The organism is Halorubrum sp. GN11_10-6_MGM (assembly GCF_005435165.1).
In the GTDB taxonomy this organism is placed as follows: Archaea; Halobacteriota; Halobacteria; order Halobacteriales; family Haloferacaceae; genus Halorubrum.
This window is the reverse complement of sequence record NZ_SGUC01000049.1, coordinates 1-13,252: the sequence shown is the minus strand read 5'-3', so window position 1 is coordinate 13,252 and position 13,252 is coordinate 1. Positions and strand designations below refer to the sequence as shown.

The following is a 13,252-nucleotide window of genomic DNA, read 5'->3' as shown; positions in this document are numbered from 1 at the left end:
TTCCCACCCCGCCCGGCACAGCATCCGCACCTCATCCCTCCCCAGTCTCGTCGGCCTCCCTTCGGTCGGCCAACTCCCTCGCGCGTGCTGTCTCGCGGCGCTTCGCGCCGCTCGCAGGCACGCGCCACCGCGCGTCGTTGTCATGTTTATCTGGCGTCGTTCCCACCGCGAGTGCGAAGCGATTAGTCGCCGCCGCCGCAAGGTTCGGTATGGCTGACTTCGAGACCACGCCGGCGTTTCGCGGGCTGAAGAGTCGGGCGTCGGGACGCGTCCACGAGACCGCCGACGCGGCGACGATCGACGACGACGAGCGGGCGCGCGGCCTTGACCCCGTCTACGACTACGACGCGGTCGACCCGGACGACCTGTTCGACCCCGCGGCCCGGGGCGCGAGCGGCGACGCCCGGACCGCGCCCGCGACCGCCCGCGGACACTGGCGCTTCGACGCGCTGTTGCCCTTCCCGGCCGCGGACGCGCTCACCGCGGGCGAGGGCGGCACGCCGCTCGTCGCCACCGAACGACTCGCCGACGAGCTCGACGTCGACGCGGTGTACGTCAAAGACGAGGGGCGCAATCCGACGGGAACCGTCCTCGACCGCGGCCTCTCGCTGGCCGTGACCGCGACCGCGAAGCGGGCGGCCGACGGCGCGGACGTCGAGCCGCTCGTCTGCGCGAGCCCGGGCAACGCCGGGCAGTCGATGGCGGCGTACGCGGGCCGCGCGGACCTGCGCTCGTACGCGTTCGTCCCCTCCCGCTGTGCGTTCTCGAACAAGTCGATGACGAACGTCCACGGCGGCGAGATGCGCGTTGTCGGCGGGCGCTTCCCCGACGCGGCCGCCGCGGTCGACGAGCAGCTGGAGACCGACTACACCGACCTCGGCGAGTTCGCGACGCCGTACCGCCACGAGGGCGCGAAGACGGTCGCGTTCGAACTCGTCGCCGACCTCGGCGACGCGCCGGACGTCGTCGTCGTCCCGACCGGCTCGGGCGAGGTCGTCGCGGGCGTTTATAAGGGGTTCGACGAGCTCGACCGGATCGGCGCGATCGACGGGACCCCGAAAGTGGTCGCGTCGCAGGCGGCGGGCTGCGCGCCGATCGCGGCCGCGGTCGAGCGCGGCCTCGACGAGCCGGAGCCGTGGTCGACCCCGGACACGATCTGCGGCGAGCTGGAGATCCCGGACCTCGCGGGCGGCGCCGCGGCGATCGAGGCGGTCACGGAGAGCGGCGGGACCGCGGTCGGCGTCGACGACGACGACATCCTCGCGAGCGCGGTCGCGGTGGCGCAAAACGAGGTCGTCGAGACCGGCGCGGCGGGCGGCGCGGCCCCCGCCGGCGCGTGGGCGCTCGCCGAGGACGGCTTCTTCGACGGCGACGAGACCGTCGTGCTGCTCAACACCGACGCCGGCCTGAAGACCCCCGACATCCTGCGCAGCCACCTGATGGGTCAGGGAATTTAAAGAAGCGCCGCTGATCCGCGCCGGAGCCGATTCAGTCGCGCCGCGCGAGCAGTCCCGTCGCGAGCAGGGCGAGCGCGGCCGCGACGACGCCGAAGCCGGGCGCCGAGTCGCCCGTGTTCCCGGTACTGCCGTCGCCCTCGGACCCGTCTCCGCCGTCGCTCGACGAGCCGTCGTCCGTGGTGTCACCGCCCTCGGACGTGTCACCGCCGTCCGAGGAGTCGCCGTCTTCAGCCGAGCCGTCGTCAGCCGAGCCGTCGTCAGCCGAGCCGTCGTCCGCGCCGTCCGTCGACTCGCTCCCGTTCGCCTGTAGCTCGACTACCGCGTTCGACAGCGTCGTCGTCGACTCGATCACGCTGCGGGGCGCCGGCTGGTTGAGGTAGTTCACGTTCATCACCACGTAGTTCCCCTCGGCGCCCGCGGTCGTGCTCGCGTACGGTTCCTGTTCGAGGATCGGGGCCTCGGGATCGGTGACCAAGATCAGCTCGGGGTTCGACTCTAAGATTACCTCGTCGGAGAGTTGCGGGTACGCCTCGTACTCCGCGGCGACGTTGTCCACCCCGCCGGCGTTCATGATCGCGTCGATGAACGTGTTGTTCGCGGCGACGTAGCCACCGCCGAGCGGGTACAGCGCGGCCGGCCGGTCGACGTCGGCGGTCCGGTTCTCCGCGGCGTCGACGGCGTCGTACATCTCCTCGTTGGTCTCGGCGGCGGCCTCGCAGGCGCCGACGAGCCGACCGATCGTCTCCGTCTTCTCCGCGATGTCGTCGATGTCCGTCGCCGCGGCGAAGTGGTACACGGTCAGCCCCTGCTCGCGGAGCGGCTCGACGTCCGCCGCCGAGGAGTTCGGCGCCAGCACGAGGTCGGGCTCGGTGTCGACGACGCGCTCGACGCTCGCGCCGAACTCGGCGGAGACATTCGCGCGCTCCTCGGCGCCGTCGAGGTAGAACGCGAACTGGCTCACGCCGACGACGCGGTCCTGCTCGCCGAGCTCCCAGAGGGTCTGGGCGGCGGACGGGTTCAGCGTCGTGATCCGGTCGGGGCGCTCGTTGAGGGTGATCGTCTCCCCGGTCGCGTCGGTCACCTCCACCGGGAACCCGCAGGCGTCGTCGGTCTGCGCGGGGCCGACGCCCGTCCCGGTCGCCCCGACCGCGCCCACCGCCGGCCCGGCCCCCGCCGTCGGCCCGTCGGTCGATATCGTCGGCTGTGCGCCCGCGGCGGTCCCGGCGACGCCCCCGAGCAGGGCGGTCGTCACCAGCACGGCCATCGCGATCGCGAAGCTGTCTCGCATCGGATCGACGACCGAACTCGTCCAATAAGTATTTACCTACTACAAGTTGTGTTGGAATACGCATGCGACCGTGGCTCCGATCGGCCGGCTGGTCGGCTGTGGGAGCCGCGCTGCTGGCGGTCGTCGTCGTCGCGAGTGCCGCCGTCGGCCCCGTCCGTATCCCGCCGGAGACCGTGGTGAAATCGGTGTTGAACGCGCTTTCCGTCCCCGCCGGGATCGAGACGACCGCGAGCGGCGTCGGGCCGCTGCCGGTCCCGGGCGTCGGCCCGCTCACGCTGCCCGGCGTCGACCTCGCGTTCGCGTCGCCGTTCGCGTTCCCCGTCGACTCCGTCCACGAGCAGATCGTCGTGGGGGTCCGGCTGCCCCGAATCCTGTTGGCCGCGCTCGTCGGGTTCGCGCTCGCGGCCGCCGGCACGGTGATGCAGGGCTTCTTCCGCAACCCGATGGCAGACCCGTCGATCATCGGCGTCTCCTCGGGCGCGGCGGTCGGCGCCGTCGCGTTCATCGTCTTCCCCGTCGCGCTCTCGACGACCGTCGCCGTCCCCCTCCTCGGCCCCGTCGAGGTCGCGCTCTCGCGGGGCGCCGGAACCAGCCTCTTCGCGTTCGTCGGCGCGCTCGTCGCCGCCTTCGGCGTGTACGCGATCGCGACGCGCGGCGGTCGAACGCCCGTCGCCACCCTCCTTCTGGCGGGCGTCGCGGTCCAGACGTTCCTCGGCGCGGTCGTCTCGTACCTCCAGCTACAGGCGGGCGAGTCGCTCCGGCAGATCGTCGCGTGGCTGATGGGCCACCTCTCGGGCGCCGCGTGGAGCGAGGTGGCCGTCACCGCGCTCGTCGTCCCCCCGCTGTTCTGCGTCCTGCTCGCGTACGCCCGCGACCTCAACGTCCTCCTGCTCGGCGAGGAGGAGGCCCGCGGGCTGGGCATCGCGGTCGAGCGCACGAAGCGGGTGCTGCTCGCGGCCTCGGCGCTCGTCACGGCCGCCGGCGTCGCGTTCGCCGGCGTGATCGGGTTCGTCGGCCTCATCGTCCCGCACATGCTCCGGCTCGTCGTCGGCCCCGACCACCGGGTGCTGCTCCCGACGGCGGCGCTCGCCGGCGGCACGTTCCTCGTCGCGGCCGACACGGTCGCGCGCTCGGCGGCCGCGGAGTACCCGGTCGGGATCATCACCGCCGCGGTGGGCGCGCCGTTCTTCGTCTACCTGCTCGTGACCAGAGAGGTGACGGAGCTGTGAGCGCGGACCGCCCCGCCACCGAGATGCTGCCCGACGCGTCGCCGCCGTCCGGCGACGACCCGCTCCTGTCGGCGTCGGACGTGGCGATCTCCTTCGGCGATCTCGACGTCGTCTCCGGGGTCGACCTCCGGGTCGAGCCCGGCTCGCTCGTCGGCCTCGTCGGCCCGAACGGCGCCGGCAAGACCACCGTGTTGCGCGCCGTGACCGGCGCCGTCGAGCCGGACGCCGGAACGGTCCGCCTCGGGGGTGCCCCGGCGTCGTCGCTGTCGCCCCGCGAGGTCGGGCGCCGCGTCGCGAGCGTCCCGCAGACGACGAACCTCGCGTTCGACTTCCGGGTGCGCCACGTCGTCGAGATGGGGCGGACGCCGCACCTCGGCCGCTTCGACGCCCACGGGACCGAGGACGACGCCGCGGTCGACGCCGCGATGGCGGCCGCGGACGTCGAGCGCTTCGCGGACCGGTCGATCACCGAGGTCTCCGGCGGCGAGCGCGGGCGCGTGCTGCTCGCGCGGGCGCTGGCGCAGGCGGCCCCGCTCCTCCTCCTCGACGAGCCGACCGCCAGCCTCGACGTGAACCACGCGGTCGAGACGCTCGAACTGGTCCGCGCGTTCGTCGACGACGGCGACCGAGGAGCGATCGCGGCGATTCACGACCTCGACGCGGCCGCCCGCTACTGCGACGAGGTCGTGGTCCTCGCCAATGGCGGCGTCCGGGCGGTCGGGCCGCCGGCGGACGTACTCTCCGCGTCGGCCGTCGGCGCCGCCTTCGACGCGGAGGCGTTCGTCGGCCGCAACCCCGCGACCGGGACGCCCGCGGTGACGGCGTTCCCGCACAGCGACGTCGACCCCCGTCGCGTCCACGTGATCGGGACGGGACGCCCGACCGCTCGCGTCGTCGCCCGGCTGGCCGCGGCGGGCCACGAGCCCTCCGTCGGCGTGGTTCCCGAGGGCGACGCGGCCGCCGGCGCCGCCGCGGACGCGGGCGCGACGGCGGTGACGGCGCCCCCTTTCGAGGAGCCCGCTCCGGAGGCGGTCGCGGCGGCGCGCGACCTCGCGGCCGACGCGGACGCGACGATCGCAGTCGCGGCCGCCGGCGCCGACCCCGCGGTCGCGGACGGCCCGAACGCCGACGTCGCCGCGAGCGCGGACCGCGTCGTTCCGCTCGCCGCCGACGTCGACGACGCGGAACTGCTCGACGCGGTCGCGGCCGCGACCGCGGACGGGGAGTGAGTTCTCGCCCGCGCTCCCGCCCGCGAAGCGTCACCGTTTATTCGCTCGCTCGCGTCCCTTCGACGATGAGCGTTCCCTGCGTCGCCGTCGAGCGCGAGCGCGGCGAGACCGTCCGGAGTCGGCTCGCCGACGCGGACGCCCTCGACGGCGACCACGAGATTTCCGTCGACGGCGACACGATCTACATCCCGGTCGCGGACCGGGGTCGGGTGCCCGCCGACCTCGCGGACCGGATCGTCGAGCGCGACGCGGCGGCGCGGGACCGCCCGACGACGCCGGCGGAGATCCTCGGCTACGAGCCGTCGATCGAGCGGCTCGGCGACATCGTCATCGTCGACGAGGACGACGACGACCGCGCCCGCGAGATCGCCGACGCCGTGATGGCGGCCGACCTCCCCTGCGACACCGTCTTAAACCGCGCCTCGCCGATCGAGGGCGAGCTGCGGGTCCGCGAGTGGGACGTGTTGGCCGGGAACGGCACTGAGACCGTCCACCGCGAGTACGGCCACGAGTTCCTGCTGGACGTCGCCGCGGTGTACTTCTCGCCGCGGCTCGCCACCGAGCGCCACCGCGTGGTCGAACAGGTCGCGGTCGGGGAGTCGGTGGTCGACATGTTCGCCGGCGTGGGGCCGTACGCGATTCCGATTGCGGCCCGCGGAGCCGACGTGGTCGCCTGCGATCTCAACGAGCGCGCCGTCGAGTACCTCCGCGAGAACGCCGAGCGAAACGGCGTCGCGGACCGCGTCACCGCCGTCGCGGGCGACGTCCGCGAGCTCGCTGCCTCGCACGCCGACACGGCCGACCGCCTCGTGATGAACCTCCCGCACTCCGCGGACGAGTTCCTGGAGGCCGCCGTCTCGCTCGCGGGCGACGACTGCGTCGTCCACTACTACGACATCCAACACGAAGACGACCCGTTCGGCCCGGGGCGCCGCGCCATCGAGGCGGCCGCGGGCGACGCCTACGCCGTCGACGTCGAGACCGAGCGCGTCGTCCGGTCGTACGCCCCCCACGAGTACAACGTCTGCCTCGACGTCCGGCTGACGCGCGTCGACGGGTGAGCGCGTCGCCGCGCTCTTCGTCATAAAGGCACAGGATCGTCAGGCCGTTTCTTTATGTGAGATACTACCTAACATAACGGCGCATGAGCGACGCCGCAGACCCCGAAGAGCGCATCGACGAGACGACCACTTGGCCGGAGCTGGCGATCGGACTGTACGACCGGTTGACCGGGCGCAACGCCGAGATACACTACCAGTTCGAGGAGATGACCGTCGAGGTACCGAGCGGAACGGGCGACGACGCCGAGCACGCCGAGTGGCACATCGACGGCGGCGTTCGGGTCACTACGCGTGAGCGGGACTGACTCGCGGGACGCCCTCTCGGTAGCGACCGACGACCTGACCCTCTCGGTCGACGGCGTGGATCTCCCGGTCCACGCGACGGACCGCCGGATCTTCGTCGAGGTCGAGCGCGTCGCCGACGCGCTCCGGATCGCTCGTCGGCTTCCGGACCCGTCCGTCTCGAACCGCGCGATCGGAGAGCTGACGCGCGGCGACCTCACCGCCGACATCCGGGTACGCGACCGAACGGTCGCGGTTGTGGGCGCCGACGCGCGTCCCGGCCCGCTCTCGCGCCGCCTCGGCGTCGCTCCCGCGGAGTTCCGGCTCGCGGGCGTCGCCGGCGCCGGCTACGGTGGACTCTCGGCGGCCGTGCGTCGGGCGCGGCGGCTGGTCTCGTAGCCGGAGGCTCGCACGTCCGGGTCACTCTCAGCGGTCGGTCGCACCGCTCGCGAGGAACGATCGAGACAGCGAAAACGCCGCGTCGCCCCGAGGGGGATGGGGCGACGCGGCCGGGGCCCGTCACATGACAAGCGGTCGCGGCGAGGTCTGTCGGACCAGAGGCGATTTTGCGCTTGGCGCGTCGGAGACGCGATTTACACGGTAGCCGCGACGGAACGCTGGTTGGGATGACGGCCGCGCCGAGTCGCCGTGGGGATGACGACCGGCAAGACCCTCGTCGCCCGGTACGGGCTTCGACCGGGCACGCACCGCCGGGGGATTCGATCCCCGCCGTCCCGGCACGCGGGCGGTGTTCCCATACATTATTTGAGTTCCGGACGAGTATATAGTCTTTTTCCTTATATACTTGAATCGTGTTTCTGTTTTCTGTGCGTATCTAGATAGAATCCGGTGCGATTCAAGACAAGTGTTCGGTTACTACCGGAACGGTTCGCCGGTTCCGCCGCACGGCTCGGCGTATCGGCTCGGCGATCGGATCGCCGTCCCGCCCCCGTTTCGGAACCCTTATTTTTCCGTCCGGGAATTGAAGCATGCGTGCCGGGGTAGCTCAGCTGGCAGAGCGATTCCTTCGTAAGGAATAGGTCGGGGGTTCAAATCCCTCCTCCGGCTTCCTGCTGCGAACAACGTGAGCAGCGGGAGCCAAAGCGGTATTTGAACGATGCCGGACGAGCGCGAGCGAGTCCAGACGTTGTTCACAATCCCTCCTCCGGCTCTTCTACCGTCACTCGCCCAGAGTGAGCCCGTTCCTTCCGTATTCTCGCTACGTCGATCTTGCGAGCGACTAATTCCGATCGTTCGGTCACCGACGCTCGCTTTTTAATTTATATTCTTGAAACAATATTAGGTGAGTGATTATCTATCACGGAGGCGTATCCGTCTGTATGCGTCCAGAATACGAGTTCGACGGCGGAGAAGTGTACGAGTGTTTCGAATGCGGTCGAAGAACTGGCACCCCCGGTGAGTGCGAGTGTGGGGGCGAGCTGTGCCACATCGGTCGCTCGCGGGATCTGTGAGTCGGAACGGACCACGGTCGACGGGGACCCCCGCGGCCCCGGTCAATCGCGTCCGGTAGCGTCGCCTTCGTCGCTTTCGCCGCTCTCGTCGTCGGAGCTGTCGCTCTCGTCGTCCGCCTCTCCATCGCTCGCGTCGGCTTCCCGATCGTAGTCGGGGAGCGAGAGGACGTTCTCGCGGCCCAGCCGGAATCCGTCGAGGTCGCCCTCGTCGCGCAGTCCCGTCACGACTTGGCTCGTCTTCGCGGCGGTCCAGTCCAACTCCTCGGCCACCCGCTTCTGTTTCATCCGCCCGCCCTCCGACTCGACGAGTCGGAGCACCTGCTCTTCGTTGCTCAACAGTTCGCTGTCGACGGGCGACGAGCTGTCCGCCCCGCCTTCGGACCCGTCTGCGGTATCGGCGTCGTCGCCGCTGCCGGAGTCCGCCGCACCGCCGGCGTCCCCTTCGTCGGCCCCGGCGGCCGCCCCGCTCGCGTCGTCGCCTCCGACACTCCCTTCGGCCGGCGTGGCGCTCTCGCCGGTTTCGCCGGCTCCCGCGCCGCGCTCGGCGGTGTCCCGGCGACGGTAGGCGAGGACGCCGCCCGCGGCGAGGAGGGCCGCGAGGAGGGCGACGAGCCCGCCGGTCGGGAGTCCGGAGAGCGCACCCGCGGGCGCGACCTCGATCCGCGGCTGGCCCGCCGAGAAGTCCACCGGACCGTTCCAGACGACCGACCGCTCGCGCACCTCGCTCGGCTCCGGCGCCGTCTCGCCGAGTCGGTACCCCTCGGGCCACGAGACGATGAGCGAAGAGGAGCCGTCTAAGAACAGCCCGTCGACCGCGTCGCCGACGCGCAGCCGCTCGCCGTCGACGGCCGCGAAGTTCGTCCACTCGAACCGGTAGGTCAACACTCCGTACGCCTGCGGGAGTTCGCGCCGCTCGGCGGTGACGGTCGCGTTCGACACGGTCATGTTGCGGCCCGTCGTCGACTCCGCGGTCGCCGCGGTCGAGACCATCCGCTCGCGGAACCGGGTCGTGTACGCCTCGGTGTCGTTCTCGACGTCCGCGCGGAGCTGTTCGAACGCTTGTTCTTCCTCGTCGGTGCCGAGCCGAATCCGGTACTCGACGGTCCACTGCGCGTCGCCGTCCGGCTGGACATCGACCTCCAGCGACACGTCGTCCGGTTCGACGTCCATCTGGGCGAAACCACCCTCGAACGGGACCGCGCCCGCGCCGCCGGCGCCGAGCGCGAGACCGGCGACTCCGAGGAGGGCGACGACCGCAAGGAGGATCGACGCTCGCTGCACGGACTAGGTCACACGGAGGGTGGGTAAATTCCTTCCCATCCGGAACGGTTCGGACCCGCCGTCGTGAGTCGGAACGCTCCGGTGTCCCCGCTCACGCCGGCCGCGTCGCTCACGGATCGAGCCGCCACGGACCGCTCACTCTCGTCGGCGGCGCGTCCGCGACGGCTTCGACCGACGGAGCGCCCGATCCAGAGTTCGATCCGCTTCCGCCGGGAGCGCCGTCGCTCGGCCCGCCGCCGCGCTCGGACCCGTTCTCGGTGCCCGTCGGCGAGCCGGGTGAGGAGTCGTTCCCCCCGTCGTCGGCCGCGTTACCGTTCCCCGGCGACCCCGCCGGAGCGGGCTCGGTCGGGTTCTCGGCTCCGGGGGCGCCGTTCGATCCGTTCGCCGAATCAGGTCCCTCCGACCCCGGCGGTCCGGCCGAGCCGTTCTCCGGGGCCGAGCTCGGTCGCCCCGCCGAGCCGTTTCCCGGGCCCGACCCGGGCGTTCCGACTGACTCGTTTCCCGACCCCGCTCCGAGCGACCGTCCGCCGGGCGGACCGCGCTCGGTCTCGTTCCCCGGCGGGCCGCGCTCGGTCTCGTTCCCCGGCGGACCGCGTTCGGTCTCGTTCCCCGGCGGACCGCGTTCGGTCCGGTTCCCCGGCGGACCGCGTTCGGTCCGGTTCCCCGGCGGACCGCGTTCGGTCCGGTTCCCCGGCGGACCGCGCCGTTCGGGGGCGACCGGCCCGCCGACGCCGTTGCCGGCCACGCTGCGGGCGATGGCGGCGACCTCGGGACCGGTGAGCTCGCTCGCGCGCGTCCGGAGCGTCGCCAGCCGCTCCTCGTCGACACCGGTCTCGTTGCGGACTGCGGCCGGGAGCTCGGCGGCCGCGCTCGCGCTCCGGTTCAGGCCGCGGGAGAGCGTCTCGATCCGCGCGGTCGTCGTCGCCATTCGCGCGGCGTACGCGCCCTGACTCAGTTCGCCGGCGGCGCGTTGCTCGCGGAGCGCCGCCTGTCGTTGCTCCAGTTCCGCGAGCCGCTCCTCCGTCCGGTTCAGCCGCTCCGCGACGACGGCGGCGCGGCTCTCGTTCGTCTCGGCGTTCCGGAGCCCGACCTCGAAGGCGCGCGACTCGACCTCGCCCTCGATCTCGGCCCCCTGAACGCCGACGACCCCGGAGAGCCGCTCACCGGGGCTGAGATCGGTCGTCCCGTTCGCGGCGCTCGCGTTCTCGCCGTCGCTCGCGTTTGTCGGCGAATCGGTCTGCGGAGCCACCGGTCCCGCCGGCGCGGCGGCGGCGGCGCCCACGACCACGGCGGCGGCGACGGCCGCGACGACGAGGGTTGCGATCCATCGGTTCATCACCGACTCCTTACTCCTCCGTCCGTATATATCCGAAACTCGGTTAAGCCGGATCAATCCGGATTAATCGCCGGACTCGACGGGGAACGGATTGAACACCGAAATCGCGGGCCGCGGTCGAAAAATCGACGCTGAGGCTCAGTACGTCTTCGCGAAGTACGCGGTCCGCTCGGCGTCGTCGTCGCACATCGCGCACGTCTCGCCGTGATCCCCGTCGGCGAGGGGGTCGTCGTCCTCGAACGGGACCATCACGATCTCGGCGGCCATCGGCTCCTTGATCGGCTCCTCGCAGGCCTCGTCGCCGCACCACGGCGCCTTCACGTAGCCGCCGTGCTGGCCGAGCGTCCCGAGGATATCGGCGCGGTCGTCCGCCTCGCGCACGCCGTCGTCGAGGGTCTCCTCGGCGGTCGCGTACAGCTTGGCGTACACCTCGTCGAACGCCTCGCGGACGGTCTCGGCGACGCCCTCGCGGTCGACCTCGACGCTCTCGCCGTCGGGGCGGTGAACGAGGGTGAGCTCCTCGTCTTCGACCTCGTGGGGACCGATCTCGATCCGGAGCGGAATCCCGTTCAGCTCGTGTTCGTTGAACTTGAACCCGGGGTTGCGCTCGTCGCGGTCGTCGAGTTCGACGCGGACCCCGGCGTCGTCGAGGTCGTCGGTCACGCCCTCGGCGTACTCCAGCACGTCGTCCTTCGTGTCCTCCTGCCAGATCGGGACGACCACGACTTGGGTAGGCGCGACCGTGTGCGGCAAGACGAGCCCCTGCTCGTCGGAGTGGGTCATGATCAGCGCGCCGAGCGCGCGCCACGAGAGCCCCCACGAGGTCGTGTGGGCGACGCGCTCCTCCTCGTCCTCGTCGGAGTAGGTGATGTCGAACGCCTCCGCGAACGACTGGCCGAGGTGGTGGGAGGTGCCCGCCTGGACCGACTTCCCGTCGGGCATCAGCGCCTCGACGGTCGTCGTCGTGTCCGCGCCGGGGAACTTGTCGTGGTCGGGCTTCTGTCCCTTCAGGACCGGCAGCGCGAGCAGGCCCTCGTAGACGGACTCGTACTGGTCGAGCCGCGTCATCGTCTCCTCCCACGCGTCTTCGTGCGTCGCGTGCGCGGTGTGGCCCTCCTGCCAGAGGAACTCCTTCGTGCGGAAGAACGGCTTCGTCTCGGTCGCCTCCCACCGGACGACCGAACACCACTGGTTCACGCGCAGCGGGAGGTCGCGGTGGCTGCGGACCCACTGCGAGATGTACGGCGTGATGATCGACTCGGAGGTGGGCCGGACCGCGAGCCGCTCTTCGAGCTCCTTGTTCCCGGCCTCGTCGACCCACGCCACCTCGGGGTCGAACCCCTCGACGATGTCCTTCTCCCGTTCGAGGTACGACTCGGGAATGAACATCGGGAAGTAGGCGTTCTGGACGCCGGTGTCCTTGAACTTCGCGTCGAGGAACCCCTGGAGGCGCTCCCAGATAGCGTACGCACGCGGTCGGGTGACGATGAACCCGCTCATCCCCTCCGGGCCGTAGTCGGCGAGGCCGGCCTTCCGGACGACCTCGGCGTACCACTCGCCCGTGTTGTGCGTCTTGGACTCGGTGATGCCGAGTTCTTGGTCGTCGTCGCTCATTACTCTCGAAAGCGGGTGTCGCCGGCTTAAAAGGTCCGAACCCGACCGCCGCGGCGCGGTCGGGCGCCGAACGCACGCGTATCGGGAGAACGCACGCGCACCGGCCACGTCCCGCGCGAGCGAAATTCGGGGAAACGTTAACCGCCTCGCGTCGCCTACTCCGCCCATGGACCTGTCGGGGCTCCGTCGATACGCGCCGCAGTCGGTCGCCGGGCGGCGGGAGGCGGCGGTGTTGGCGCCGGTGATCGCGCGCGACGGCGACGCCCACCTGCTCTTTACCAAGCGCGCCGCGCACCTCGGGGAGCATCCCGGGCAGATGAGCTTCCCGGGCGGCGGCCGCGAACCGATCGACCGGACGCTGACGGACACCGCGCTGCGCGAGGCCGACGAGGAGGTCGGCATGCGACCGGACGAGGTCGACGTCGTCGGGCGGATCGACGACACGCGCACGTCGAGCAAGTACGCCGTTCGCCCGTTCGTCGGCGTCGCGCCCGACCGGACGTACGTCCCCGACGAGTCGGAGGTCGCGGAGGTGGCCGTCCTCTCGGTCGACGCGCTCACCGACCCCGACAACTACGAGTCGGAGCGACGGGTGGGCCACCCGGAGTACGGCGACCACCGCGTCCACTACTTCCACGTCGGCGGCTACACCGTCTGGGGCGTGACGGGGCGGATGGTCGTCCAGCTGTTGGAGCGGACGACCGACTGGCGCGCGCCCGCGGAGCCGGACCGCGTCGTCGGCGCGGACGCGGAACTGCCTATTTAAGTAGTTGTTTAAGTAGCTGCGGACGTTGGCGTCGTCGTTCTCGAACGCTCGGTCGTTTGTTTATAAACGGCGTTCTCGTGGGGAATCTCTCCGAAGCGCACAGACGCTCGGCCGTATGTGAGTGGCTTCGTCGGGAGTAGCTCTGTGACGGAGACCGCCGAAGCCCCAGTCGTGCGGCGGGCGCAGGTGACGGTAGGACCGCAGCGAGTGAGCAACGCGAACGAGCGAGGACCGCCC

11 protein-coding genes and 1 tRNA gene are annotated in these 13,252 nt (G+C 71.3%); 8 read left to right on the top strand and 4 right to left on the bottom strand.

The genetic code is table 11. The features are described 5' to 3' along the window. The first annotated feature begins 209 nt into the window (after positions 1-209). Complete coding sequence (locus EXE46_RS15265; protein ID WP_137689211.1) at positions 210-1,457, top strand: pyridoxal-phosphate dependent enzyme; 1,248 nt, start codon at positions 210-212, stop codon at positions 1,455-1,457. A gap of 31 nt (positions 1,458-1,488) precedes the next feature. On the opposite strand, the gene EXE46_RS15260 is transcribed toward EXE46_RS15265, so the two are convergent. Further along, positions 1,489-2,745, bottom strand: coding sequence for a PGF-CTERM-anchored ABC transporter substrate-binding protein (locus tag EXE46_RS15260; protein WP_137689210.1), 1,257 nt, complete (start codon positions 2,743-2,745; stop codon positions 1,489-1,491). Positions 2,746-2,807: 62 nt separating this feature from the next. Here EXE46_RS15260 and btuC point away from each other — a divergent pair, with 62 nt between their 5' ends. From btuC to EXE46_RS15230, 6 genes are all read left to right on the top strand, one after another. After that, positions 2,808-3,974 carry a vitamin B12 ABC transporter permease BtuC gene (btuC, locus tag EXE46_RS15255; protein WP_137689209.1) on the top strand — a complete coding sequence of 389 codons (1,167 nt, stop codon included), beginning with the start codon at positions 2,808-2,810 and terminating at the stop codon, positions 3,972-3,974. A gap of 23 nt (positions 3,975-3,997) precedes the next feature. After that, the gene (locus EXE46_RS15250) at positions 3,998-5,203 is read left to right on the top strand and encodes an ATP-binding cassette domain-containing protein (RefSeq protein ID WP_137689212.1); all 1,206 of its coding nucleotides are present in this window, start codon (positions 3,998-4,000) and stop codon (positions 5,201-5,203) included. 65 nt (positions 5,204-5,268) lie between these two features. Beyond that, positions 5,269-6,264 (top strand): class I SAM-dependent methyltransferase family protein, encoded by a 996-nt coding sequence (locus tag EXE46_RS15245; RefSeq protein WP_137689208.1) that lies wholly within the window; start codon positions 5,269-5,271, stop codon positions 6,262-6,264. An 83-nt stretch (positions 6,265-6,347) separates the two neighbouring features. After that, positions 6,348-6,569, top strand: coding sequence for a hypothetical protein (locus EXE46_RS15240; protein WP_137689207.1), 222 nt, complete (start codon positions 6,348-6,350; stop codon positions 6,567-6,569). After that, the gene (locus EXE46_RS15235; RefSeq protein ID WP_137689206.1) at positions 6,556-6,945 is read left to right on the top strand and encodes a peptide ABC transporter ATP-binding protein; all 390 of its coding nucleotides are present in this window, start codon (positions 6,556-6,558) and stop codon (positions 6,943-6,945) included. The genes EXE46_RS15240 and EXE46_RS15235 overlap by 14 nt, the downstream gene beginning before the upstream one ends. A 596-nt stretch (positions 6,946-7,541) precedes the next feature. Further along, positions 7,542-7,614 (top strand) — tRNA-Thr (locus EXE46_RS15230). Positions 7,615-8,060: 446 nt separating this feature from the next. On the opposite strand, the gene EXE46_RS15225 is transcribed toward EXE46_RS15230, so the two are convergent. The 3 genes from EXE46_RS15225 to proS all read right to left on the bottom strand — a co-directional run bounded on the left by EXE46_RS15225 (position 8,061) and on the right by proS (position 12,249). After that, a complete protein-coding gene (locus EXE46_RS15225) occupies positions 8,061-9,299 on the bottom strand; it encodes a hypothetical protein (RefSeq protein WP_137689205.1) in 1,239 nt (412 codons plus the stop codon). A 109-nt stretch (positions 9,300-9,408) separates the two neighbouring features. Next, positions 9,409-10,635, bottom strand: a complete 1,227-nt coding sequence (locus tag EXE46_RS15220) for a hypothetical protein (protein WP_137689204.1) — start codon at positions 10,633-10,635, stop codon at positions 9,409-9,411. Positions 10,636-10,773: 138 nt separating this feature from the next. Beyond that, a complete protein-coding gene (proS, locus tag EXE46_RS15215) occupies positions 10,774-12,249 on the bottom strand; it encodes a proline--tRNA ligase (protein ID WP_137689203.1) in 1,476 nt (491 codons plus the stop codon). A 166-nt stretch (positions 12,250-12,415) separates the two neighbouring features. Here proS and EXE46_RS15210 point away from each other — a divergent pair, with 166 nt between their 5' ends. Continuing rightward, positions 12,416-13,015, top strand: coding sequence for a CoA pyrophosphatase (locus tag EXE46_RS15210; RefSeq protein ID WP_137689202.1), 600 nt, complete (start codon positions 12,416-12,418; stop codon positions 13,013-13,015). The last annotated feature ends 237 nt before the right edge of the window (positions 13,016-13,252 follow it).